We start from the raw sequence: 22,432 nt of genomic DNA on the forward strand, positions 1-22,432 counted from the left end.
GCGAATTCCGCGGAACCATCGCCCCGGACCTGGACCTCGCGGCCGCCGGCGCGTCGATGGCTGAATACAATCGGCTAAAGGGCATCCCGCCGGCGCCGTCGTCCTGAAACTGGAGCGGATCCAAGGGCCGCTTCTGGCGCAAAGCCGCGCCACGCCCGTGGCGGGAGGGGTGGAGGCGGCTTGCCCCCTCCACCACCCGCTCTGCGCCCGGCGGGGCCGGGCTCGGCGGGCGGTCGCCCTCCCGCCACTTCGCGGGGGAGGTAGGGGCGCCGGCGCCGGAGCCTACTTCACCCCAAAGACCTGCTTCACGTCCTCGCGGAAGGCCGCCTGGCTGGCGGGGCGGGAGTAGAACATGTGGCCGCCGGGGTAGACGGCGAGCCTCACCCGGTTCGGATCGCCGGTGATCGGCATCTGGTCGATGACAATGCGCGAGACGAAGTAGGGGCAGCTGAGGTCATCCCAGCCGTGGGCGATCAGCACCTTCATCTTGGGGTCGGCGGCGATGGCCTGGCGCAGGTCCGGCGTGGCCTCGGTGGCCTCGACGCCCTTTTCCCAGTCGTTGCCGACCTCATAGCTCAAGGCGTTGAAGCGGCCCTCGACCTTCCAGCCGATCACGCGGGTGTCGAAATCGACCATGGCGCTGGTGGTGGGCGCGATGATCGCGTCGAGGATCGGGTCGTTGCGCCGCCCGTCCGGCGCCCAGGGGAAGGGATCGTCCTGGGTGACGTTGCTGTCGTAGACGCTGCCGATCTTGCCCTGGTCGCGATAGAGCTCGCGCAGGAAGGCGCCGATCTCGATGCGCCCGCCCGAGCGCTTGACGAAGGTCGGATCGAGGCCGGTGTAGGCGGTGACCTTGGAGACGATGCGGTCCACGGCGGCCGGATCGCGGCGGCCCTTCAGGAGGTCGGCGGCGAACTCGCCGCGGGCGTAGTCCTCGACCTCCTTCATCTGGGCGGCCGACAGCGCCTTGCCGTGCCGCTCATAGTTGGCGGCGGCCATGGACGGGAGCGTCGTCACCCAGGGCATGGGCGAGAAATTCGGCGCCTGGTCCATGGGCGGCTCGAGGTAGGGGCTGACCATCACCATGCCGTTGATCCCCACGCCAAGACGGGTCTGCAGGAAGTAGGTGATGCGCGGCACGCGATAGCCGCCATAGCTCTCGCCGGTGATGTACTTGGGCGAGGCCATCCGGCCGTTCTTGAGCAGCCAGTCGTAGACGATGCGCGACAGGTACTCGATGTCCGGCTTGATCGAATAGAACCGCTTCTTGGTCTCGTCCTTGTCGACCAGCGAGCGCGAGAAGCCGGTGCCGACCGGGTCGATGAACACCATGTCGGTGAAATCGAGCCACGTGCCGGGGTTGTCGACCAGGGTCGCCGGGTCGGACGGCGCGTCGCCCTGCGCCCCGAACTGCACCCGCTTGGGCCCGATGGCGCCGAGGTTCAGGTAGACGCTGGCCGCGCCCGGGCCGCCGTTGAAGGCGAAGGTCACCGGCCGGTTCGGATCCTTCGGCCCGTCCAGGGTGTAGGCGGTGAACACCACCTCGGCGATCTTCTTGCTCTTCTCGTCGCGCACCGGCAGCGAGCCGACGGTGGCGGTGTAGCTGAGCGTCTTGCCGGCCACATGGGTCACCTGTTTGACCGATGCGTCGGCCGGGAACGGCGGCAGGTCGATGTCGTCCTTCTTGTCCTTGTCCGCATCCTTCTTGCCGTCCTTTTGGGCCGCGTCGGCCTTGGGCGGGTCGTCGGCGGCGAAGGCCGGCGCGGCGGCCATGGCGAAGGCGAACGAGAGGCAAAGGGCGGCCATGGCCGCCAAGGTCAGCTTGCGCATACGGAGAATCCCCAACTGCTGGCGGCACATTGGCCGCGATCGCCCGCGCTGGCCAAGTGAAACCGGCGATAGATTCCGTGTGCGTGCGGCGCCAAGCTCAAGCTCATGAGCCTTCCTGACACGAGCCTGGCCGAGCGCACCGCCGTGGTCACCGCCGCGATCGCGGCCAAGCCCGGCGCCGCGGGCTCGCCCATGGCAAACGGCGTCACCCTCTACAAGGTGATGGGCAAGATGTTCGCCATCCTGGAGGTGAACAAGCTGACCGGCGTGATCCTGAAGTGCGATCCGCACCTGGCCGAGGCGATGCGCGAGCAGTACGCCGGCATCGGCCGGCGCAGCCACCTGGACCCGCGCTTCTGGATCCATGTGGATTTCGAAGGCGACGCGCCGACCGAGCAGGTCCTGCGCCTGGTCGACCACTCCTACGACCAGGTCCGCGCGGGCCTGACCAAGAAGCAGCAGGCCGAACTGGCCGTCCTGTCCCAACCCCTGGAGCCCTGAATGAAAGCCGTCCTGATCGCAGCCCTGGCCCTCGCCGCCGCCCCGGCGCTGGCCCAGCCGCCGACGCCGCCGAAGATGCAGACCGAGGCGCCGAACTATGTCTCGATCCCCATGCAGATCGACGTGAACCGGCCGGCGGCCGAGGTCTGGAAGCGCATCGGCAAGTACTGCGACATCGCCGAATGGCTGCAGATCGCCAGCGGCTGCCAGATCACCTCGGGCAAGGACGGCGAAGTGGGCGCGGTGCGGACGGTGGGGCGCGAGATCCTGGTGGGGAAGACCGAGCTTTCCTACACCTACACCCAGCCCGTCTATGAGGGCCGGCCCTACAACCTCTATCACGGGACCCTGGAGGTCCGGCCGCTGAGCGCCAAGACCTCGCGGATCGTCTACACCCTGATGTACGACAACTCGCGCATCCCCGGCGACGACGCGGCCAAGGCCGCCGAAATACAGCGCCGCCGGACGGCCTTCGAGCGCGGCGTGGCCAATATGAAGATCCTGGCCGAGGGCGGGACCCTGCCGCCGCCGCCCGCGCCGGCCCCACGCTAAAGGACCCCTGTCGAAAATTTAATGCGCCCGCGGGCTGCGCCTGTGGGAGAGTCCGGCTGGGAATTCCTCGACCGGAGATAGAGTTCGATGCGCGCCAAGAGCCTTCGCCCGGCCATGCTGGCCGGCGCTGCGGCCGCCGGAGCCATGATCGCGCTTGCCGGCCTGTCCGCCCGGGCCGCCGGATCGGAAGCCATCCATTGGCAGGTGGACGCCGACCGCGGCTACAGCGCCGACGTGGTGCAGTTCACGCTGACCGGCGACCCGGCCCGCGGCGGCCAGATGATCTCCAGCCCCGCCTCGCTGAACGTCCTGGTGGGCCTGACCGCCGATCAGCTCGCCAGCGGCCAGAAACGCCCGGTGAAGTTCCGGGTCGAGCGGGACGCCGGCCAGTTCGAGTGCGAAGGCTTCGCGGAATCCCGCCATGCCTCCGGGGATTGCGTCTTCCAGGGCAGCCAGTCCTTCGCCCAGCTGCTGGCGGCGCGCGGCGCCGGGCGGGCCGACACGGCGGACCTCTACCGGATGACCGTACACAATGTCGGCGCCAGCTATCTCGATGAGCTGAAGAGCCTGCACTATGACACGCCCACCGTGGAGGAGCTGGCCAAGGCCGGCGAGCACGGCGTGAACCTGCGGTACATGCGCGACATGGCGGTCGCGGGCTTCCCGCCCGGCAAGGTGGACCGCCTGATCCTGGCGCACGATCACGGGGTCGAGCCCCACTATGTGTCGGGGATGGTGGCCGCCGGCTTGACCTCGCCGTCCACGGACGAGCTGGTCCTGCTGCACGATCACGGGGTCTCCGCCGAGTTCATGGCCGGCCTGCGCCACGCGGGCCTGGGCCGGATGAGCCCCGACCAGGCCGTCCAGCTGCACGACCACGGGGTGTCGACCGAATGGGTCGGCGCCCTGCGCAAGGTGGGCTACGACAAGCTCACGCCGACCGACCTCATCTACCTCAGCGAGCGCGGCGTCCCGTCGAGCTTCATGGTCACCCTGCAGCGCCTGGGCTTTCAGCGTCTGCCGATCACCGACGTCGTCAAGCTGCGCGACCACGGCGTCTCGACGGACTGGCTGGCGGGACTGCAGCAGGCCGGCTACGGCGGGCTCAGCGTCGACCAGCTCCTCGTGCTTCGCGACCGCGGCGTCTCGCCTGACTACCTGGCCGCGCTGAAGCATGCCGGATACCACCGGCTCAGCGTGGACGAGATCGTCCAGTTCCACGACCACGGCGTCAGTTCCGACTTCGTGCAGGACGTGGTGGCCGTGGGTTACGGCGACCTGCCGGCGCAGGACATCGTCAAGATGCGCGACCGCGGCCTGTCGGCGAACGCCCTGCGCCGCGCCTCGGCGCTGGGGCGCAAGCTGTCGGTGGACGAGCTGATCCGGCTGCGCGACGCCGGCACGATCTAGCTCACGGCGCGGCGGGCTTCGGCAGCGCATTGAGCGCGCCGTCATCCGGCAGCTTCGGGAACGGCGCGTGCGGCTCGGCCTGATACCAGAACGCCACCGATGACAGATCGTCATGCAGCGGCAGATAGGTCGCCTCGCCGATGAATTTGGTCGGCGTCACGCCCTTCCAGCCGAGGTTCTGGATCGTGACCCGCAGGTCGCTCCGGAACCGTATCGGGTCCAGGATGTGCCAGCGGTACTCCCCATAGCGGCGGTCGCCGGGCTTGAGGTAGTCGGCGTCGATCGGCTGGTCCCGCACCGACAGGAAACCCGAATAGGCCGCCGAATAGGAGGTCTCGACGCGCCCACCCTGGGCCGTCTTCCGCTGGTACGAATAGGAGCCGAGGAAATAGTCCTCCTCGCCGGTGCCGGCGATGGTCGGGAAGTCCTTGTCCCCGTCGATGTAGAACTTGGCCTCACCCTCGCCCCACCAGCCGGGGCTGAAGGCCCGATGGCGAAGGTAGGTGCCGACGTACTGGCCGTGGCCCTTCACGCCGTCGAGCAGGGTGTAGTCGCCGGTCTTGGGGTCGGCCTTCCCCATCCGGAACTGGGCGTGGAAGTAACCGGCGTTGGCCGGCACGGCGGTCAGGGCGTAGTCGACGGCGTAGTAGATGACCAGCGCCTGGGCGCTGCGGTTTTCCAGGGTCAGCCGCGCCCGTTTGCGGAAAGGCATCTGCCAGAAACTGTTGAGGCCGCTGCCGGGATTGACCGCGACCACGGCGGAATCGATCACCGGCTCGGCGCCACGGCCCCAGCCGGCGGCGAAAAAGTCACCGACCGGCGTCTCCACCGAAGGCGTGGCCTCGCCATCCCAATAGATCCGCAGGATCGCCGAGCGGTACTCGGCCCCGCCGCCCAGCGTCATCCAGATGTGGTTGATCACGCCCGGCCCCTTGGCGTCGCCCAGGGTGAAGGTCTTGCCGGCCGGGATGACGATGTAGGGGTTGACCTTCCAGCCGCGGCCCAGGTCCTTGGCGGCGTATTTGGCGCTGCCATCCTTCAGCTCGGTGCGTGCGCCCATGCCGGGGGCGCCGGTCAGGTTTTCCGGCCCGATCTCGCGGGACCTGGCGTCCGACAGCAGGAAGAGGCTCTGCACCCCGGGCGCCGGGGTCTGCTGAGCGGCCGCAGGCAGGGCCAGGGCGCCCGCCGCCAGGACCGCGCCGACGCCTCGCCACAGGCGTCCAAACCGCCGTCCGCCCATCGCGCCCTCCACTGGTCTTGAGCGGCCGCGGCCGCCGGAGTGGGATGCTAGACGACCTGCCCAACCCACGCGAGCCGCCATCGCCCGGCCGGGCCGGCGAACTTAACCGGATTGAAGCGTTCAGCTGCGCGCAGTGAGCGGGCGCCTTGAAACGTTCGCCGCGGACGCCGCCGATGCCTTCCGACAACGCCTTCCGTCGAACGATGACGCTGATCGCCGCCGACACGCCGCTGTCGGCCGTGCTGGAGACCATCGTCCGTTCGGTGGAGGAGGAGGCGCCCGGAATCCTCTGCAGCATCCTGCTGCTGGACGAGACCGGAAAGCGGATAACCCTCGGCGCGGGCCCCAGCCTGCCGACCTTCTACAACGACGCCATCGAAGGCCTGGAGATCGGCCCTGAGGTGGGATCGTGCGGCCATGCCGCCGCCCTCAACGAGCGGGTGATCGTCGAGGACATCCAGGCCCATCCCTACTGGGTCAACTTCCGCGACCTCGCCGGCCAGGCGGGGCTGAAGGCCTGCTGGTCCGAGCCGATCCGGGGCAGCCGCGGCGAGGTGATCGGCACCTTCGCCATCTACCACCGGCAGGTCGCCGCGCCCTCGGCGCGCGACATCACCTTCATCGAGACCGCCGCGGAACTCGCGGCTATCGCCATCACCCGCAAGCGGTCGCTCGACGAGCTGGCGCGGAGCGAGGCCCGGGCGCGGCGCGCCCTGGAGGTCGAGCGCGAGACGGCCCGCGACCTGACCACCTTCTTCGAGGTGTCGCTGGACATGCTCTGCATCCGCGACATGGACTGCCGCTTCGTGAAGGTGAATCGGGCCTGGGAGCTGGCGCTCGGCTATCCGGCCGGCGAGCTCGAAGGCATGCCCATGTTGGACTTCGTCCATCCGGACGACGTCGGCGGCACCGATGGGCACATGCAGCGGATCCGCACCGAGGAAGAGGTGCGGGGTTTCGTCAACCGCTACCGCCACCGGGACGGTGGCTACCGGAACCTGGAGTGGCGCGCGCGCCGGGTCGGCGACCGGGTGTTCGGCGTGGCCCGCGACGTGACCGAGCGCCTGGCCGCCGAGGACGAACTGAAGGCCGCCAAGCAGGCCGCCGAAGCCGCGAACCGGGCCAAGAGCGAGTTCCTGGCCAATATGAGCCACGAGATCCGCACCCCGCTCAACGGGGTGATCGGTGTGGTGGACATGCTGAGCGGCACCGAACTGACGCCGGCGCAGCGGGAGATGGTGGACCTGATCCAAGGCTCGGCCGTCACGCTCGAACGCCTGGTCTCGGACATCCTGGACGTCTCCAAGATCGAGGCCGGGCGGCTGGAGATCGAGAAGGGGATCTTCGACCTGCACGGGGAACTGGCCGCGCTCGCCGACCTGCACCAGCTGCGCGCTCACGAAAAGGGGCTCGCCTTCCGCGCCGAGTTCGGGCCGCGGGCGCGCGGGGAGTTCCATGGCGACAGCACGCGCATCCGCCAGATCCTCGGCAACCTGCTGTCCAACGCGGTGAAGTTCACCGCCGCAGGCGAGGTCCGCCTGGTGGTCGAGGTGGCCGATCCGGACGCCGCGAACGAACCCTCCGTGCTGACCCTGGAGGTTCACGACAGCGGCGTGGGCTTCGACGCCGAATCCGGGGCCGCGCTCTTCCAGCGCTTCAGCCAGGCGGACACCACCATCACCCGCCGCTTCGGCGGCACCGGCCTGGGGCTTTCGATCTGCAAGTCGCTCGCCGAGATGATGGGCGGCGAGATCGCCGCCCGCTCGCAGCCCGGCAAGGGCAGCCTGTTCCGCGTGGTCATTCCCCTCGCCCGGCTCCAGGCGCTCGAGGCCTACGACGCCGGCCGCCTGCTCGCCCAGGCGCCCGTTGCGCAGAAGGCGGCCCCGTCGGTGGGCGAGGCCCCGCTGCGCATCCTGCTGGCGGAGGACCACCCGACCAACCAACGGGTCGTGCAGTTGATCCTCGCCCCCTATGCCGCCGAGGTCGTGGTGGTGGAGAACGGCCGCGACGCCGTCGACGCCATGGCCGCCGGCGCCTACGACCTGGTGCTGATGGACATGCAGATGCCGGTGATGGACGGCCTGGCCGCGACCCGCGCCATCCGCGACGCCGAACAGGCCCGCCCGGACCGCCGGCGGACGCCGATCATCATGCTGAGCGCCAACGCCATGCAGCAACACCGCGCCGAGGCCCTGGCGGCCGGCGCCGACCTGCACCTCGCCAAGCCGGTCACCGCCGCGGGGCTGGTCGCCGCGATCGCCGGCGTGCTGGACGCCGAAGCCGCCGCGCCGCCCGCCTTGGCCGCGGCGGGCTAGACCACAGCCCCCAGCCTCACCAGGGCGGCCTCCAGCTTGACCTTCGCGGCCTCGGCTTCGGCCAGGCGGTCGCGGTTCTCCTCCACCACCTCCTCCGGCGCGCGGGCGACGAAGTCGGGATTGGCGAGCTTCTTGGCGGTGCGTTCGACGTCGGCGGCGAGCGCGCCGACCTCCTTGCCCAGCCGCGCGCGCTCGGCGGCCACGTCGATGAACTCAGCCACCGGCAGGGCCAGGGTCGCGCCATCGACGACATAGGGGATGGCCCCGGCTGGCGCGGCCTCGACGACCTGGACGCCATCGACGCGCAGCATCTGGCGGATCAGCGGTTCGGCGTCGCGCAGCACCGCCTGCTGGTCCTTACTGGCTTCGATCACCATCAGCGGCGGGCGGGCCGAATTGGGTACATTGAGCTCGGCGCGGACCGAGCGGCCTTCGGCGATGGTCTCGACGATCAGACCGATCTGGGCGTCGGCCTCCGGGTCGATCAGGCTCTCCGGCAGGTCCGGCCAGGGCGCGGTCATCAGGAAGCCCTTGTGCGCCCGCGTCGCGCCCAGCAGCGCCGTCTGCGCCCACAGTTCCTCGGTGAGGAACGGCATCACCGGATGCAGCAGCGTCAGCATCACGTCCAACACCCAGGCGGCGGTGGCCCGGGTCTCGTCGCGGGCGGCTTCGTCGGCGCTGGCCTCGTCCGGCTTGCCCAGCACCGGCTTGGCCAGTTCCACGTACCAGTCGCAGTACTGGCGCCAGATGAAGCGGTAGAGGGCGTCGGCCGCGGCGTCGAAGCCGCAACTGTCGAGCGCGGCTGTCACCGCGCGCGCCGTCCGCGTGGTCTCGCCGACGATCCAGCGGTTGAGCGGCAGCTTCACCTGGGCCGGATCGAAACCCTCCGCCCGCGCCGCGCCGTTCATCTGGGTGAAGCGCGTGGCGTTCCACAGCTTGGTGCCGAAGTTGCGGTAGCCCTCGATCCGCTCGCGGCTGAGCTTGATGTCGCGCGCCTGGCCCGACATGGCGGTGAGCGTGAAGCGCAGGGCGTCGGCGCCGTAGTCGTCGACCAGTTCCAGGGGGTCCATGACGTTCCCCTTGGACTTGCTCATCTTCTTGCCCTCGGCGTCGCGGACCAGGGCGTTGATGAAGATGCGCTTGAAGGGGACCTCGCCCATGAAATGGATGCCCTGCATCATCATCCGGGCGACCCAGAAGAAGATGATGTCGAAACCGGTGACCAGGGTGTGGGTCGGATAGAACCGGGCGAGGTCGCTTGTCGCGCTTGGGGTCTTCTCCGGCCAGCCCAGGGTCGAAAACGGCCACAGCGCCGAGGAGAACCAGGTGTCGAGCACGTCCTCGTCCTGGCGCAGGGGCTCGTCGCGGCCGTAGTGCTCGCGCGCCTCGGCCCTGGCGCCCTCCTCCGTTTCGGCGACGAAGATCCTGCCGTCCGGCCCGAACCAGGCCGGGATGCGGTGGCCCCACCAGAGCTGGCGGCTGACGCACCAGGGCTGGATGTTCCGCATCCACTCGAAGTAGGTCTTCTCCCAGGCCTTGGGCGCGAAGACGGTGGCGCCCTCTTCCACCGCCTTGATGGCGGGCTGAGCCAGCACCTCGGCGTTCACGTACCACTGGTCGGTCAGATAGGGCTCGACCACCACGCCGGAGCGGTCGCCGTGCGGCACGGTGTGGCGGGTCTTCTCGACTTCGCGCAGCAGGCCCAGGGCCTCGAATTCCTCGACCACCTTCTTGCGCGCCGCGAAGCGGTCCAGGCCGCGGTACGCCGCGGGCACATTGTCGTTCAGCCGCGCGAAGTCGTCGAAGATGTTGATCATCGGCAGGTTGTTGCGCTTGCCGACCATGAAGTCGTTGAAGTCGTGCGCCGGCGTGATCTTCACCGCGCCGGAGCCCTTTTCCGGGTCGGGATATTCGTCGGCGATGATCGGGATCGGCCGGTTCACGATCGGCAGGCGCACGGCCCGGCCGACCAGGGCCTTGTAGCGCTCGTCGCTGGGATGCACAGCGACGGCGGTGTCGCCCAGCATGGTCTCCGGCCGGGTGGTGGCGACCACGATCTCGCCGGAGCCGTCCTCCAGCGGATAGGCGAAGTGCCAGAAGTGGCCGTCGACCTCGCGCTGCTCGACCTCCAGGTCGCTGATCGCGGTCTGGAAGTGCGGGTCCCAGTTCACCAGTCGCTTGTCTCGGTAGATGAGCTTTTCCCTGTAAAGGGTCACAAAGACCTTGCGAACCGCCGCCGACAGGCCCTCGTCCAGGGTGAAGCGCTCGCGGCTCCAGTCGCAGCTCGCGCCCAGGCGTTTCAGCTGGTTGACGATGGTCCCGCCGGACTTGGCCTTCCACTCCCAGACCTTGGCGACGAAGTCGTCGCGGCCCAGATCACGGCGGCTCTGGTTGCCCTCGGCGGCGAGCTGGCGCTCCACCACCATCTGGGTGGCGATGCCGGCGTGGTCGGTGCCGGGCAGCCACAGCGCCGCCTTGCCGCGCATCCGCTCGAAGCGGATCAGCACGTCTTGCAGGGTGTTGTTCAGCGCGTGGCCGATGTGCAGCGAGCCGGTGACGTTCGGCGGCGGGATGACGATGGAGAACGGCTCGGCGGCCGGGTCGGACGTCGGCGCGAAGTCGCCCGAGGCCTCCCAGGCGGCATAGAGGCGCGGCTCGGCGGATTTGGGGTCGAAGGTCTTTTCAAGCATGGGGTCTGGCTGGTGATTACACAGGCATACGGATGGAAGCTACCTCCCCCGCATGGCGGCGGGAGGGGGACCGCTCGCCGTAGAGCGAGCGGTGGAGGGGGCAAGCCTCAAGCTCTGCGGCGGGGTCAGGCTAGGTCGAGGTTCGTGGACGGGGCTGGCCCCCTCCACCATTGGTTCTTCGGCCAACGGTCCCCCTCCCGCCGCTTCGCGGGGGAGGTAGAGCCCTAGCGTACTCGCCCACGGGCGATGCGCTCGACCTCGGCCTCGACCGCCTGCTGGACGATGCCGGGCAGGTTGGTGTCCAGCCAGTCCTGCAGCAGCGGGCGCAGCAGTTCGCGCACCACGTCCTCCAGGGTGCGGTCGGCGCGCGGCATGGCGATGGCCGCGGAAAGCTGGCCGAAGGCCGAGGCGGCGGCGCTGGCGGCGCGCTCGCTCACCAGGCCCTCGACGGCCGGCGGCGCGGGCGGGGCCTCGGCGGCGGGCGCGGTGAACACGTCCAGATCGCCGTGGGTCTCGACCTTCTCGGTCAATTCCAGCGCCTCTTCCTCTTCGGCGACGGCCGGCGCGGGTTCCGGCTCGGGCGCCGCGGCGGCGGCCACCGGCTCCGGTTCCGGCTCCGCGACGGGGGCGGGTTCAGGCTCGGGCTCCGGCGCGGCGGCCGCTGCGGCCGGCTCCTCGGCCGGCGCGGCCTCGCCTTCTTCGGCGGCCGGCGCATCGTCTTCGGAGATGATGCGTCGGATGGAGGCGAGGATTTCCTCCATCGTCGGTTCTTGGGACGTCTGTTCAGACATGGGCCGGCGGCCGCCTCAGAGAAATGGAATCCGTAGGCCACCAGCCTAGCCCATTTTCAGCCGAAGGGGAGCCGCTTCAAATGGTCCCTACTTCTTGGGCGCCTCGACGGGCGGCGCCACGGCCGGCTGCGGCTGCAGGCCGGGCCCCACGGCGCCCTCGCCGGGGACCGTCCTGCTCTGCGGGATCGGCGGATAGGCCACGGCCTTGTCCACAACGGCGATCGGCTCTTCCCAAGGCACATAGCCCAGGGAGAAGCGCAGCTTCCGCAGGTTCCGCGCCGGGTCGTACTGGGTCACCGCGGGGATCAGGTTCTTGGCCTCCAGCCGGCCCATGGCCGACAGCATGGTGGCCGAGGCCACATATTCGTCGTGCTTGGCCGTGGTGGCGGACAGCTGGTCGGCGCGCAGCTCCTGCTCGGCGTTCAGCACGTCGATGGTGGTGCGCAGGCCGAGCTTCAGCTCAAGCTCGGTGCCGTCGGCGGCGACCTGGGCGGCCTCCACCGACTGCTGGGTGGAATCGATGTTGGCGCGCGAGGCGATCAACTGGTTCCAGGCCTGGGTGACCTGCTGCAGCACCGAACGGCGCTGGGTCTCGATGGTGATCTTGTCGGTGTTGTTCCGCTCCACCTGCTGGCGGATGCGCGAAGAGGTGAGCCCGCCGGAGAAGATCGGCATGGTCACCACCGCCTGGCCCACGATGTCGCGCGTGTACTTGCCCTGGTCGAAGGGCGTCACGACGCCGGTGAAGCCGTAGTCGAGGCGCAGCGAGGCCTGCGGCATGCGCTCGGCGCGCGCCTGGGCGACGCGGGCGCGGCTGGCCTGCTCGGCGTAGACCTGGCCCTTCAGCACGGGGTTGTTCTGCTCGGCGACCGAGAAGGCTTCATCGACGGTCTTCGGCATCAGGAACGCCAGCGACGGTTCGGGCGCCAGGTCCCCGGGGTTCTGGCCGACCGCCAGCGCATAGTTCGCGCGGCTGATCGCAAGCTGGGCCGTGGCGTTGGACAGGGCCGCCTGGGACTGGGCGTAGCGGGCTTCCGACTGGGCGACGTCGGTGCGGGTGAGTTCGCCGGCCTCGCGCCGGGCGCGGGTCTCGTCGAGTTGGGCGCGCAGGGCCTCCAGGTCCAGCTTGCGGATGCGCAGGGCTTCCTGGTCGCGGCGCACGTCCAGGTAGGCCTGGATGGTCGCCAACATCACCCGGGCTTCCACCTGCCGCAGTTGCTCCCGGCCGGACAGGATATCGCCTTCGGCCGCCGACAGCGCCGCGGCGACGCGTCCGCCCGTCCAGATCGGCTGGTTGAAGTCCAGGCCGATGAAGGCGCTGTTGCTCTCGACGAGCCCGCTGCCGGCGGGCGTGTCGGGGATGCCGTCGCCATTGGTGTCGATCAGGCCGCCGCCGGCGGCGCGGGGCGTCCGCGTCTGGACGTAGCTGGCGCTGCCCTGGAAATTGATGGTCGGCCGGTAGCCGGTCCGGGCCTGGACATAGTTCTCGTCCAGCGCCCGCTGGGTGGCGCGCTGAGCCAGCAGGTTCGGGTTGGTCTGATAGGCCAGCGAGATCGCGTCAGCCAGGGTCTCCGCGCTGGCCGGCGCCGCGGCGGTCGCGGCCGCACCGGCCAGCAGGATCGCGACCAGCCTTGGCCCGCGATGGGTCTTCGACATTACCTAATCCCCGATGTGGGCGAGCGAGTTGTTCTCGTTTTGCGGCTGTTTCCACCAAGGCCAGGGCCGCGTCACCTTAAGCTTTTTTCACGCCCTATTTTGCATCCGATCGGCCTTCAAAACACCTCGTGAAGAGTTTTGAGGACTATTCGAAGGCGAAACCGTGTTCGGTGGCGAAGCCCGCCATGACGGGCGGTGTGGCGTCGAAGGCTTCACGGCGGCCGACGCCGTCCTCGGCGCGCACATAAACGCAGGCTTTTCCGACCGGGCCGTCGCGTTCGATGACGCCCAGGCGTCCGGAAACGGACAGTGCGGCGGTCCAGGCGGCCGGCGCGCGGCCCACGGCGCCTTCGCAGACGATCACGTCATAGGATCCGGCCGGCGGCTGGGCGAGATCACCGTCGTCCAGGCGGGTCACCGAAAGGCCCATGGCCTCCAGCACCGCGGCGGCGTAAGGGGCGGCGATCGCCAGCGCCCGCTCGCCCGGCATGGGGCGGATCACCTGCAGCAGCTTGGCGACGTCGCGCGGCTTCAAGAGGCTGCGGCCCGGCGCGTATTCCACCTCGATGTCGGCATAGGCGAGGTAGGCCCTGGCGGCGGGCAGCAGGCTCTCGCGCGGCAGGACGCGCATGGCGTCGTGGATGCGCACGTCGGTCACGTCGGCGGGGCGCACCTGGCTTTCCACCATGTTCAGCCGTGCGGCGGCGAGATCGGCCATCGGAAGGTCCCTGGACGCCAAAAGAGTCTGCGGCGGCTTATAGGTTGCGCCCGTGGGGCAAGGCAATCGGGCCGCGCGCCGCAGGGCCAGGCGCGGCGGCCGGCGGCGCTCGACCGTTGCCCTCGCCGGCGCCTTCTGTTAGCGATCCGCCCCTTCCGAAGGGCCCCCAGGGCCCTCGGCGGCCTGATGGCGGAGTGGTGACGCAACGGACTGCAAATCCGTGAACTCGGGTTCGATTCCCGATCAGGCCTCCAAAACCCCCTTTCCGGCGATCGTCGCGCGCCCGTCCTTGCGGGCGGCCCCCTGCTCCACCGGAGCGCGCGCGCCGGCGTTTTGCACGAGCTAGGTGTTTGCCCTGATTGATCATTCGTCCCAGTCGGGCAGAATAGGCTGGGGTAACGCCGGCTGATTGCGAGCCCATGACCAGACTGCGGTCCGCGCTTCCCGCGGCCACGACGAACGGCGGCGGCGCGGCGCTCCGCGGTTTCTTCATCGGCCAGAGCGTGGCCGTGCTCGCCGCCGTGGCGGCGCTGGCGCTGCATCTGCTGCTCGGCCCGCTCTTCGCCCATTCCGTCTATCTGTTCTGCGTGCCCGCGGTGCTGCTCTGCGCGGCGGTCGGCGGCTTCCCCTCGGCGATGAGCGCCACGGCGATCCTGACGGTCGGCGCCTATCTGGCGGACAGCACTGCGGCCCTGCCGCCGGCCGAGCAGTTCGGCCGCGCGGCTGTCTTCCTGCTGCTGGGCGCGATCGTGGCCTTGGGCGGCGGCCAGTTGCGGCGAGTGCTTTCCGCCCAGGGACGGCGGATGGCCGAGCTGGAGGAGCGTGGGGCCATCCAGCGCGCCAGCCTGGACGCGGCGACCGACGCCACCGTGGTGATCGACGAGGAGGGTTTCGTGATCGGCTTCAGCCCGGCCGCCGAGATCCTGTTCGGCTGGCCGGCCGAGGAGGTGCTGGGCCGCAACGCCAGCGTCCTGATGAGCGAAACCGAGGCGAAGGCGCACGACGGCCACGTCCGCCGCTTCGTGGAGACCGGCGAACGGCGGGTGATGGGCTCCTCCCGCATGGTCTCGGGGCGGCGGCGGGACGGTTCCCTCTTCCCGATGGAACTGCGGCTGGGCGAGGCGCGGATCGGCCGTCGCCGCTACATCACCGGCGTGGCGCGGGACCTTTCCACCATGCGCGAGGCCGAGCGCCGCTCGGACGAGCTTCAGGCCCATCTGTCCCAGGTCTGGAGCCTGAATTCCATGGGCGAGATGGCCTCGGTCCTGGCGCATGAACTCAACCAGCCATTGTCCGCGGTGGCCAACTACCTGCGCGCCGCGCGCACCCTGATCGCCAATCAGGAGATCGATGACGACGATTTGATCGACGCAGTTTCACGGGCCGGCGACCAGGCGGTGAGAGCCGGCGAGATCATCCGGACCATGCGCGATCTGGCCACCCGCGGGGGCGTCGAGCAGAAGTCCGAGAGCCTTTCCGCCATCTTGTCGGAGATCGAATTCATCATAGGGTTAATGGTTCGGGACGCCGATGCGAGGGTATTCTACGACCTGTATCAGGGTCCGGATATTGTCGTGGCGGATCGCATCCAGATACAGCAACTTGTGGTTAACTTGGTCCGAAATGCCATAGAGGCAGTCTCAAAGTTCCCTGATCGGGAAATCAAAATCTCAACCCGCCTGGATGCAGATGGTAAACTACTGACGTCAGTCGAGGATAGCGGGCCAGGTGTCGATAGCGCCGTTCTTGGCCGCGTCTTCCAGCCCTTGGCAAGCACCAAACCATCAGGAATGGGGCTAGGATTGTCAATTTGCCGCGCTATAGTCGAAAACCACGGCGGTCGGATTTGGGTTGAATCCAGTTCGCTGGGAGGCGCCGCTTTCTGTTTCGTACTGGCGCGGACGGGTGTGAGTGAGGATGACGCAGGCGGCCGATCGGACCGTGTTCGTCGTCGATGACGACGCCGCAGCGCTGGATTCGCTGGTCCTCCTTCTGCGGTCCGATGGGCTCAACCCTAGCGGGTATTCTTCCGCGATGACCTTTCTTGAAGCCCTGCCCCCGGAGGCCCGGGGCTGCGTGATCAGCGACGTGCGGATGCCCGGCATGGACGGCGTGCAACTGGTCCGCTCGCTGAAGCAGATGGGCTCGGCCCTGCCCATCGTCCTGATCACCGGCCACGCCGACGTGACGGTGGCGGTCCAGGCCATGAAGGCCGGGGCCTCCGACTTCGTGCAGAAGCCCTATGAGAGCGAGCTCATCCTGCGGCTGGTACGCGCGGCCCTTGAGGAGAACGACGAGGCGGTCGACGCCAACGCGCGTCGCACCCGGGTGCTGAGCCGCATCGAAAGCCTGACGGTGCGCGAGCGCCAGGTGCTGGACCTGATCATGGAAGGCGCCAGCAACAAACTGATCGCCTCCAGCCTGGCCATCAGCCCCCGGACCGTCGAGATCTACCGGGCCAATGTGATGTCGAAGATGCGCGCCGACAGCCTGTCGGAACTGATCCGCATGACTCTCGCCAGCGGCGCGGCCTAGGGGCCGCGGGGCGCCGCAACTTTTAAGGGAATGTACCTAGGTATTCGCGCTGGCGTGAAAACCGCCGCCGGCTGTGCTTGATTCGCAGCCCTGATGAGTAGCTTCGCCCCCGCTCCCTCCGCGCGATCGGATCGCCTGCCGGCCAACGAAGGCGGGGTCACGGACGATATCGCGGGCGAGCGGCTGGATGCGCTGCGGCTGAAGTCGGGCGCGCTCACCCACGACTTCAACAATCTGCTCGGCGTGATCCTCTCCGCCAGCGAGCGCCTGGCCGCCGAACTGCCGGAGGGCGGCGAGCAGCGCAAGCTGGCGCTCCTGGCCACCGAAGCCGCCGAACGCGGGGCCGAACTGCTGCGCCGCGCGCTCGACCTGGCCCAGGGCCGCGAGGCCGGGCCGACGGCGGTCGATGCCGGGGAAACGCTCGACACCCTGCGCCGCATGGCCCGCCAGGCGATCGCGCCGGGCGTGCGCCTGGACGTGCATGACCCCGAACTTCCCCTGGCCTGCCGCGGCGAACGCACGGGCCTGGAAATGTCGCTGCTGAACCTCTGCCTGAACGCCGGCCACGCCACGCCGGACGGCGGGCGCGTGACCGTGCAGGTCCAGACGGTGCAAATCGACGCCGCCGAGCGCCTGGGCCTGGAGCCCGGCGCCTATGCCGCCTTCAGCGTGCGCGACACCGGCCAGGGCATGGCGCCGCAGGTGCTGGCCCGCGCCACCGATCCCCTCTTCACCACCAAGTCGACCGGCACGGGCCTGGGCCTGAGCTCGGTGCTCGACTTCGCCCGCGCCTCCGGCGGGACGCTTTCCCTGTGGTCCCGCGAGGGCCAGGGGACCACGGCCACCCTCTACCTGCCCCTGCTGCACGCCGACCCCGCCGCCGTCGCGGCCTAGGATCAGCCTGGACGTCCGCCGTCCTTCCCCGCGTCAGGGAATCGACCCTCAGGTTTTGAAAAGTCGGCAGCCACCGCTGATCTTGACCTTACCCAGCATCAGATTGCGCCGCCCGCGCAGCACGCCATCTGCCCCGCGCACCAGCGAAAGCGTTTCGCCGCCACCGCCGCGCCCCGTGAGCAGGCTGCGCTGATGGGGGGTTATCAAGGGATCGCCGGCGAACCAGTAGTCGTCGATCCAGTATTCAGGCACCGATGGCGAAAACAGCGACGCGTGAATATGCGCCGGCGTGTCGAGCTGTGGATAGGGCGCAGGCTTGATCGTGCGAAAGCCATAGCGGCCCTGGGCATCGCTCTTCACCCAGCCGAACAGGCGCGGGCGGAATGGGGAATTCGGGGTGTTGTAAAGTCCCCGGCGGTCGGTGTGATAGGCGAAAACCACAATATCTGGCGCCGGTGTCTTGCGGTCCGTCGCGTAGACGACGCCGGTGATTTCGAGCGCCTCGCCCGGTTCGTCGCCCGGCGCGATGCGACCGAAGCTTGGGATCTGAGCGGGTGGCGCATAAGACCCGCACGGCGTGACGCCATGGCCGCCCGTGGGCATCTGCGGAAAATGACTGGCGAGGGCCATCGGCTGAACATCTTCGTCTGCGCCGGCCCGGGACGTCGCGAGCAGCCCCAGCAGGGTGGCTGCGGAAGCCGGTAAGAGGGTCCGACGGGTCAGCGGAGCGGGTTCAGTCGCCATGGCGACGCCTTTCTCAGGACCGGTTTGGTCCGTTCGGGGACATCGCCCATCCTGGTTTGCTTCGAACCCGACGGGCTTCGTCCCGGATCTGCCGGCCTTGATAGGCCTTATGCGCACCCTGATGAAGGTGCTGGCTCCGCTGAGCGCCGATCCCGCACAGCAAAAGGGCCGGACACCCGAAGGCGGCCGGCCCCTCTGGCTGGGAGGTACTTGGGGGAACTAGGCGGCGAGCGGCTGGGCCGGCTCGATGGCTTCGCGCGACGCCGGGGTGTCGCGCAGCATGTAGCCGCCGCCCCAGACGGTCTCGATCTGGTTGTCGCCCTGGGCGGCCGCGGCCAGTTTCTTGCGCAGCTTGCAGATGAAGACGTCGATGATCTTCACCTCCGGCTCCTTCAGGCCATTGTAGAGGTGGTTAAGGCACATCTCCTTGGTCAGCACCGAGTTCTTCCGCAGGGAGAGCAGCTCGAGCACCTTGTATTCGGACGGCGTCAGGTGGACCGGCGTGCCGCAGACCTCGGCGGTGCGGGTGTCGATGTTGAGCGCGATGTTGCCGGTGCGGATGATCGATTCCGAATGGCCCCGCGAGCGGCGGACGACGGCGTTGATGCGGGCCGCGAGCTCCGCCTTGTGGAACGGCTTGGTGATGAAGTCGTCGGCGCCGGCGCCCAGCGCCTTCACCTTGGTCTCGATGTCGCCGGTGGCGGTCAGGATGATGACCGGGGTGCGGATCTTCTTCAGGCGGACGGCGCGCAGCACGTCCAGGCCGTCCATGTCGGCCAGGTCGAGGTCGAGCAGCACCAGGTCGTAGTCATAGATGCCGGTCAGTTCGACGGCGTCCTCGCCCATGTCGGTCGTGAACACGTTGTGGCCTTCGGCGACGAGCTTGAGCTCGATGCTCTTGGCCGCCACAGGATTGTCTTCCACCAGAAGGATATGCATTGGTCAGCTCCCTTGCCCAGTCAGTTTAAGTGCTTGGTTTTCTTTGCGATCAGGCGATCGGAGATCGCCAGAAGCTGCGAGGTGCGGAACGGCTTGGCCAGCACCTCGTCGGCGCCCAGATGCCGCGCCCAGCTCAGGTAGTCGCGCCGGCCGCCCGGGCCCGCGCCGCTGATCGCGATGATCAACGGGGGCTGCGGCTTGCGCTTGATCTGCAGGATCGCGCCGATGCCTTCCATCTCCGGCATGACGATGTCCGTCACCACCAGGTCCGGTTGATAGCTGTCGACGAGGCCCAGGCCCTTGCGGCCGTTGGTGGCCGTCAGCGTGACATAGCCCGCCTGGGTGAAGGCCTGGGCCATCAGGTCCAGCAACGCCGGATCGTCGTCGATCAACAGGACCTTGCCGCCGGCGCGGCTAGGGTCCTGAGGAACGAGGCGAAGGGCGGTCATCGGCGGCACAACCAGCTGTTGACTTATGGTTAATGCTTTTAACCACGCTGATTCGCCCGAATCACCCTGAGGCGACTACCTACGGGGTTTCCCGTAGGAGTGGTGGAAGCTTGACCGTAGCGTCCGCTACGGCCACGCCCGTTCTTTCATCTGAAGTATAGTGGACTGAATTATCTGGATTTTTCGTGCCAGATCGCGAGCGCCAGTCGGGGCCGGATCACGAACAGCAGGCCCCAGACGACCAGGACGCCCAGGCGCCTGAGGCCCTTTTTGCGCGGTCGGATCTCGGTTTCATACAACTGGGCGTAGTCGGCGATGACGGTCATTCGGGACCTCCTCTAGGTTGAGGAGAGTCAATCGGCCGCAGCTACGACAACTTCGGACGCAGGGCGTTCCGCGCGGTCTCGATCTCCGCCGCCAGGGTGGCCTTCAGCACCGCCGGGGCCAGCACCTCGATCTTGTCGCCCCAGGTGAACAGGTGCCAGGCGAGCTCGCGCATGCCGCTCGCCCGGAAGCGCACGACCACCGCGCCGTCCGCGTGCGGCTCGACCGACTGGTTGGCGTGGAAGCGCCAGCGCAGGGCGTCCTCTGCGCCGGCCGGTGTCGCGCGCAGCACCACGTCCTCGGTATCGTCGTGATAGATGCCGAAGCTCTCGTCGGCGTAGTCCTGCAGCGAGAAGCCTTCCGGGCGGGCCGCGGGCCGGTCGATGACCGCGATCTCCCGGATGCGGTCCAGGCGCCAGTTGCGCGGCCCCTGCCCTTCGTCGGCCACCAGATAGTTGGAGCGGCCGAACAGCAGGCCGAAGGGCGTCACCTCGCGCATCCGCCCCGGCTGCGAGCCGCCCTCGTAGCGGAAGCGTAGGGCGCGCAGCGACAGCAAGCCCTCGCGCACCGCCGCCAGCACCGCCTCGTCCTCGAACGGCCGCGGGCCAGCCTGCACGGCGATGGTCTCGGCCTGCAGCAGGGCCTCCAGGTCTGGCGCGAGCCGGCGGCGCGCCGCGGCGCGGGTGGCCGACAGCACCTTCTGTTCGAGTGATTTGAGCGCGCCGGCCCGGGCCACGGCGCCCTGCTGGGCAAAGACCTCGGCGGCGGCGGCGAGCGCGGCGAGCTCCTCAGCGGTCGGCGCCTGGAAGAGGCCGTCCAGGCCGGCCGGGATGCGGAAGCGCCGCGTCGGCGGTTCGTCGACCTCCTCCAGCTGCGGAAAGACGTCGCGCACGGCGTCGCGCATCCGCTCGGCCGTCCGCCGCCCGACGCCCAGGCGCTCGGCCATTTCGTCGAGGGTCAGGCCCTCGGCGGTGGCGGCCAGCATCCGCGCCAGCGCCAAGAGCTGGCTGGCCTTTTCATGACGCATTGGGATTGGAGCGCATCGCTACGTCCGATTCTGTCGTGGCGACCGATCAGACCTGAACGCGTTGAAACCTGCAACGGAGTTCAGAACGATGTCCGCCTATCGCCGCTTCCGTCCCCGCCTCGCCGCCAGCACGATCGAGACGGCCGCCTTCGAACGCCCCGCCCTGCCCGGCTCGGTGGTCGACGCCGTGCTCCGCTACCACGACGAAGTCACCGACCAGGGCCCGGGCCGCACCCTGCTGCGCCTGTCCGAAAAGCGCCTGCGCGCGCCGGAGGTGAAGAAAGCGCTCGGCAAGCTCGCCGGCCGCGCCGCCAATGTCGCCGTCCTCTGGGACGAGGACGAGAGCGAAATCATCCGCGTGCTGGAGGCGGCCTAGCGGCTTCCCTCATGCTTGTAGTTCGGCTGGTCGATCGCCAGCTGGTCCAGGACGTTGGCCTTCAGCGCGGCGATCAGGCCGGGCGTGGCGGCGTCCATCGTCCCCTCGCGCAGCTTGCGGCAGAGCTCGCTGTTGAGCTCGGCATAGTCGCCGCCGTGGTCGAGCAGGACGGTCAGGCGCTCGGTCGCGGCGGCTTGGGCGGCGGGGCCCAGGGTCAGCTCGCGGCCGACCACGCCCAGCACATTGGCCGCCACCCGGGCCAGGAACGCCTCGCGCGGGCCGAGTTCGGGGCGGATCGCGTCGATCCAGCGGGCGACGGCCTCGGCCAGCTCCTCGGTGCGCGGATGGGTGATCACAGCCCGGCCTCCAAGAGGTGGACCAGGTCGATCTCCGTCTCGGAGACGCGCCGCCCGATCATCGGCCGCTCGACCGAGGCCTCGGTCCCCTGCGCCCAGCTCAGGTACATCATCAGGCACATGACGCCCCACTTCAGCGAGCCCAGCGCCTGCCAGGCGCGCACCCGGGCGAGCGGCATCGGCGTCCCGCCCGCCGCCTCATAGCCTTCCAGCAGCTCGGCATAGTCCCCGAAGCCGCCGACCGGCCGATCGGGACGGCCGAAGCGCCAGGAGTTGACGCAGATCCAGCCCAGGTCCTCGGCCGGATCGCCGATGTGCGACAGCTCCCAGTCCAGCACCGCGGCCAGGCCGGTCTCCGGATGAATCATCAGGTTGCCATTGCGGAAGTCGCCGTGCAGCAGCACGGGGTCGACCGGCGGCGGCGCGTGCTTCTTCAGGTGCTGGAACGCCAATTCCAGCACCGGCCGCTCGGCGCCCGAGGCGCGGTAGGTCTCTTCGTAGCGGGCCAGTTCCGCCAGGAAGTCGAAGGTCTTGAGGTCGGCCTGCGGCGGCGGCGGCGTGGCGTGGATCTGGGCCAGCACTTGGCCGCACTGGGCCGCCAGCTTCGGGCGCACATCCTCGAACCGCGGGTCGGAAACGATGCGGCGGCCGAGGGCCTCGCCGGCGACCTTCTGGGTCACGTGGCACTCGCCCAGGCCGTCGGCCTCATCGCAGACGTGGACCAGCGGCGGGGCCGGCGCGCCCCGGGCGCGGACCGCGGTGATCAGCGCGGCCTCGGCCGCCAGGCTGGTGGAGCGCGCGGTCTCGGGGTCGAAGGGCGCGGAACGGCGGCGCAGGATCAGGTCGCGGCGCACCTTGTCCGCGCCCTCCAGCGCGAACGACCAGGTCTCCATGCTGGCCCCGCCCGACAGCCGCTCGGCCGAAGCCAGGACGGCGCCTTCGCCGCCCAGCCTGCGGGCCAGCGCCGGAAGCGCGGCGAGCACGTCGACGGTCATGACCTTGCGGAACCCCGGTTGCCTCTTCCTCGCCGGCGATCAGGAAGCGGTTCAGGCGGCTTGTAAATGCCCCGGATGCGCTAAGGTCGA

21 protein-coding genes and 1 tRNA gene are annotated in these 22,432 nt (G+C 69.2%); 9 read left to right on the plus strand and 13 right to left on the minus strand.

The features are described 5' to 3' along the window. Nucleotides 1–282 precede the first annotated feature (282 nt). Nucleotides 283–1,830 carry a S10 family peptidase gene (locus VGL85_RS16155; protein WP_331589997.1) on the minus strand — a complete coding sequence of 516 codons (1,548 nt, stop codon included), beginning with the start codon at nucleotides 1,828–1,830 and terminating at the stop codon, nucleotides 283–285. A 105-nt stretch (nucleotides 1,831–1,935) separates the two neighbouring features. On the opposite strand from VGL85_RS16155, the gene VGL85_RS16160 reads away from it, so the two are divergent. The 3 genes from VGL85_RS16160 to VGL85_RS16170 all read left to right on the plus strand — a co-directional run bounded on the left by VGL85_RS16160 (nucleotide 1,936) and on the right by VGL85_RS16170 (nucleotide 4,293). Next, nucleotides 1,936–2,331: an MmcQ/YjbR family DNA-binding protein gene (locus VGL85_RS16160; protein ID WP_331589998.1), complete on the plus strand. Its 396-nt coding sequence runs from the start codon at nucleotides 1,936–1,938 to the stop codon at nucleotides 2,329–2,331. After that, entirely contained in the window at nucleotides 2,332–2,883 is a 552-nt protein-coding gene (locus VGL85_RS16165; protein WP_331589999.1) for an SRPBCC family protein, read from the plus strand. 87 nt (nucleotides 2,884–2,970) lie between these two features. After that, the gene (locus VGL85_RS16170; protein ID WP_331590001.1) at nucleotides 2,971–4,293 is read left to right on the plus strand and encodes a hypothetical protein; all 1,323 of its coding nucleotides are present in this window, start codon (nucleotides 2,971–2,973) and stop codon (nucleotides 4,291–4,293) included. A 1-nt stretch (nucleotide 4,294) separates the two neighbouring features. On the opposite strand, the gene VGL85_RS16175 is transcribed toward VGL85_RS16170, so the two are convergent. Continuing rightward, nucleotides 4,295–5,533: a glycoside hydrolase family 172 protein gene (locus tag VGL85_RS16175; protein WP_331590002.1), complete on the minus strand. Its 1,239-nt coding sequence runs from the start codon at nucleotides 5,531–5,533 to the stop codon at nucleotides 4,295–4,297. A 173-nt stretch (nucleotides 5,534–5,706) separates the two neighbouring features. Here VGL85_RS16175 and VGL85_RS16180 point away from each other — a divergent pair, with 173 nt between their 5' ends. Beyond that, nucleotides 5,707–7,848 (plus strand): ATP-binding protein, encoded by a 2,142-nt coding sequence (locus tag VGL85_RS16180; RefSeq protein ID WP_331590056.1) that lies wholly within the window; start codon nucleotides 5,707–5,709, stop codon nucleotides 7,846–7,848. On the opposite strand, the gene VGL85_RS16185 is transcribed toward VGL85_RS16180, so the two are convergent. The 4 genes from VGL85_RS16185 to VGL85_RS16200 all read right to left on the minus strand — a co-directional run bounded on the left by VGL85_RS16185 (nucleotide 7,845) and on the right by VGL85_RS16200 (nucleotide 13,703). After that, the gene (locus VGL85_RS16185) at nucleotides 7,845–10,538 is read right to left on the minus strand and encodes a valine--tRNA ligase (RefSeq protein WP_331590003.1); all 2,694 of its coding nucleotides are present in this window, start codon (nucleotides 10,536–10,538) and stop codon (nucleotides 7,845–7,847) included. The genes VGL85_RS16180 and VGL85_RS16185 overlap by 4 nt on opposite strands. Before the next feature lie 224 nt (nucleotides 10,539–10,762). After that, entirely contained in the window at nucleotides 10,763–11,329 is a 567-nt protein-coding gene (locus tag VGL85_RS16190) for a DUF2497 domain-containing protein (protein ID WP_331590004.1), read from the minus strand. Nucleotides 11,330–11,416: 87 nt separating this feature from the next. Beyond that, nucleotides 11,417–12,985 (minus strand): TolC family outer membrane protein, encoded by a 1,569-nt coding sequence (locus tag VGL85_RS16195; protein WP_331590006.1) that lies wholly within the window; start codon nucleotides 12,983–12,985, stop codon nucleotides 11,417–11,419. Between the two features lie 145 nt (nucleotides 12,986–13,130). Beyond that, nucleotides 13,131–13,703 (minus strand): protein-L-isoaspartate O-methyltransferase, encoded by a 573-nt coding sequence (locus VGL85_RS16200; protein ID WP_331590007.1) that lies wholly within the window; start codon nucleotides 13,701–13,703, stop codon nucleotides 13,131–13,133. Between the two features lie 180 nt (nucleotides 13,704–13,883). On the opposite strand from VGL85_RS16200, the gene VGL85_RS16205 reads away from it, so the two are divergent. The 4 genes from VGL85_RS16205 to VGL85_RS16220 all read left to right on the plus strand — a co-directional run bounded on the left by VGL85_RS16205 (nucleotide 13,884) and on the right by VGL85_RS16220 (nucleotide 17,132). Next, a tRNA-Cys gene (locus VGL85_RS16205) sits at nucleotides 13,884–13,957 on the plus strand. Between the two features lie 165 nt (nucleotides 13,958–14,122). After that, nucleotides 14,123–15,661 (plus strand): PAS domain S-box protein, encoded by a 1,539-nt coding sequence (locus VGL85_RS16210; protein ID WP_331590008.1) that lies wholly within the window; start codon nucleotides 14,123–14,125, stop codon nucleotides 15,659–15,661. Beyond that, nucleotides 15,621–16,238: a response regulator FixJ gene (gene fixJ / locus VGL85_RS16215; protein ID WP_331590009.1), complete on the plus strand. Its 618-nt coding sequence runs from the start codon at nucleotides 15,621–15,623 to the stop codon at nucleotides 16,236–16,238. Before VGL85_RS16210 ends, fixJ begins: the two co-directional genes overlap by 41 nt. A 93-nt stretch (nucleotides 16,239–16,331) precedes the next feature. Next, complete coding sequence (locus VGL85_RS16220) at nucleotides 16,332–17,132, plus strand: two-component system sensor histidine kinase NtrB (RefSeq protein ID WP_331590010.1); 801 nt, start codon at nucleotides 16,332–16,334, stop codon at nucleotides 17,130–17,132. Nucleotides 17,133–17,180: 48 nt separating this feature from the next. Here the strand turns inward: VGL85_RS16220 and VGL85_RS16225 are convergent, their stop codons facing one another. From VGL85_RS16225 to VGL85_RS16245, 5 genes are all read right to left on the minus strand, one after another. Continuing rightward, the gene (locus VGL85_RS16225; protein ID WP_331590011.1) at nucleotides 17,181–17,876 is read right to left on the minus strand and encodes a hypothetical protein; all 696 of its coding nucleotides are present in this window, start codon (nucleotides 17,874–17,876) and stop codon (nucleotides 17,181–17,183) included. A gap of 219 nt (nucleotides 17,877–18,095) precedes the next feature. Beyond that, nucleotides 18,096–18,815 (minus strand): response regulator transcription factor, encoded by a 720-nt coding sequence (locus tag VGL85_RS16230; RefSeq protein WP_331590012.1) that lies wholly within the window; start codon nucleotides 18,813–18,815, stop codon nucleotides 18,096–18,098. Between the two features lie 20 nt (nucleotides 18,816–18,835). Beyond that, nucleotides 18,836–19,264, minus strand: coding sequence for a response regulator (locus VGL85_RS16235; protein ID WP_331590013.1), 429 nt, complete (start codon nucleotides 19,262–19,264; stop codon nucleotides 18,836–18,838). Nucleotides 19,265–19,434: 170 nt separating this feature from the next. Continuing rightward, nucleotides 19,435–19,590: a hypothetical protein gene (locus tag VGL85_RS16240; protein ID WP_331590015.1), complete on the minus strand. Its 156-nt coding sequence runs from the start codon at nucleotides 19,588–19,590 to the stop codon at nucleotides 19,435–19,437. A 41-nt stretch (nucleotides 19,591–19,631) separates the two neighbouring features. Next, nucleotides 19,632–20,615: a helix-turn-helix transcriptional regulator gene (locus VGL85_RS16245; protein ID WP_331590016.1), complete on the minus strand. Its 984-nt coding sequence runs from the start codon at nucleotides 20,613–20,615 to the stop codon at nucleotides 19,632–19,634. Nucleotides 20,616–20,703: 88 nt separating this feature from the next. On the opposite strand from VGL85_RS16245, the gene VGL85_RS16250 reads away from it, so the two are divergent. Further along, the gene (locus tag VGL85_RS16250; protein ID WP_331590017.1) at nucleotides 20,704–20,991 is read left to right on the plus strand and encodes a hypothetical protein; all 288 of its coding nucleotides are present in this window, start codon (nucleotides 20,704–20,706) and stop codon (nucleotides 20,989–20,991) included. Here the strand turns inward: VGL85_RS16250 and VGL85_RS16255 are convergent. Together VGL85_RS16255 and VGL85_RS16260 are read right to left on the minus strand one after the other, a co-directional pair. After that, complete coding sequence (locus VGL85_RS16255; protein WP_331590018.1) at nucleotides 20,988–21,347, minus strand: DUF6285 domain-containing protein; 360 nt, start codon at nucleotides 21,345–21,347, stop codon at nucleotides 20,988–20,990. The genes VGL85_RS16250 and VGL85_RS16255 overlap by 4 nt on opposite strands. Further along, nucleotides 21,344–22,342: a phosphotransferase family protein gene (locus tag VGL85_RS16260; RefSeq protein ID WP_331590019.1), complete on the minus strand. Its 999-nt coding sequence runs from the start codon at nucleotides 22,340–22,342 to the stop codon at nucleotides 21,344–21,346. Before VGL85_RS16260 ends, VGL85_RS16255 begins: the two co-directional genes overlap by 4 nt. Nucleotides 22,343–22,432 lie beyond the last annotated feature (90 nt).

The sequence above is a fragment of the Phenylobacterium sp. genome, from assembly GCF_036501465.1.
GTDB lineage: Bacteria > Pseudomonadota > Alphaproteobacteria > Caulobacterales > Caulobacteraceae > Phenylobacterium.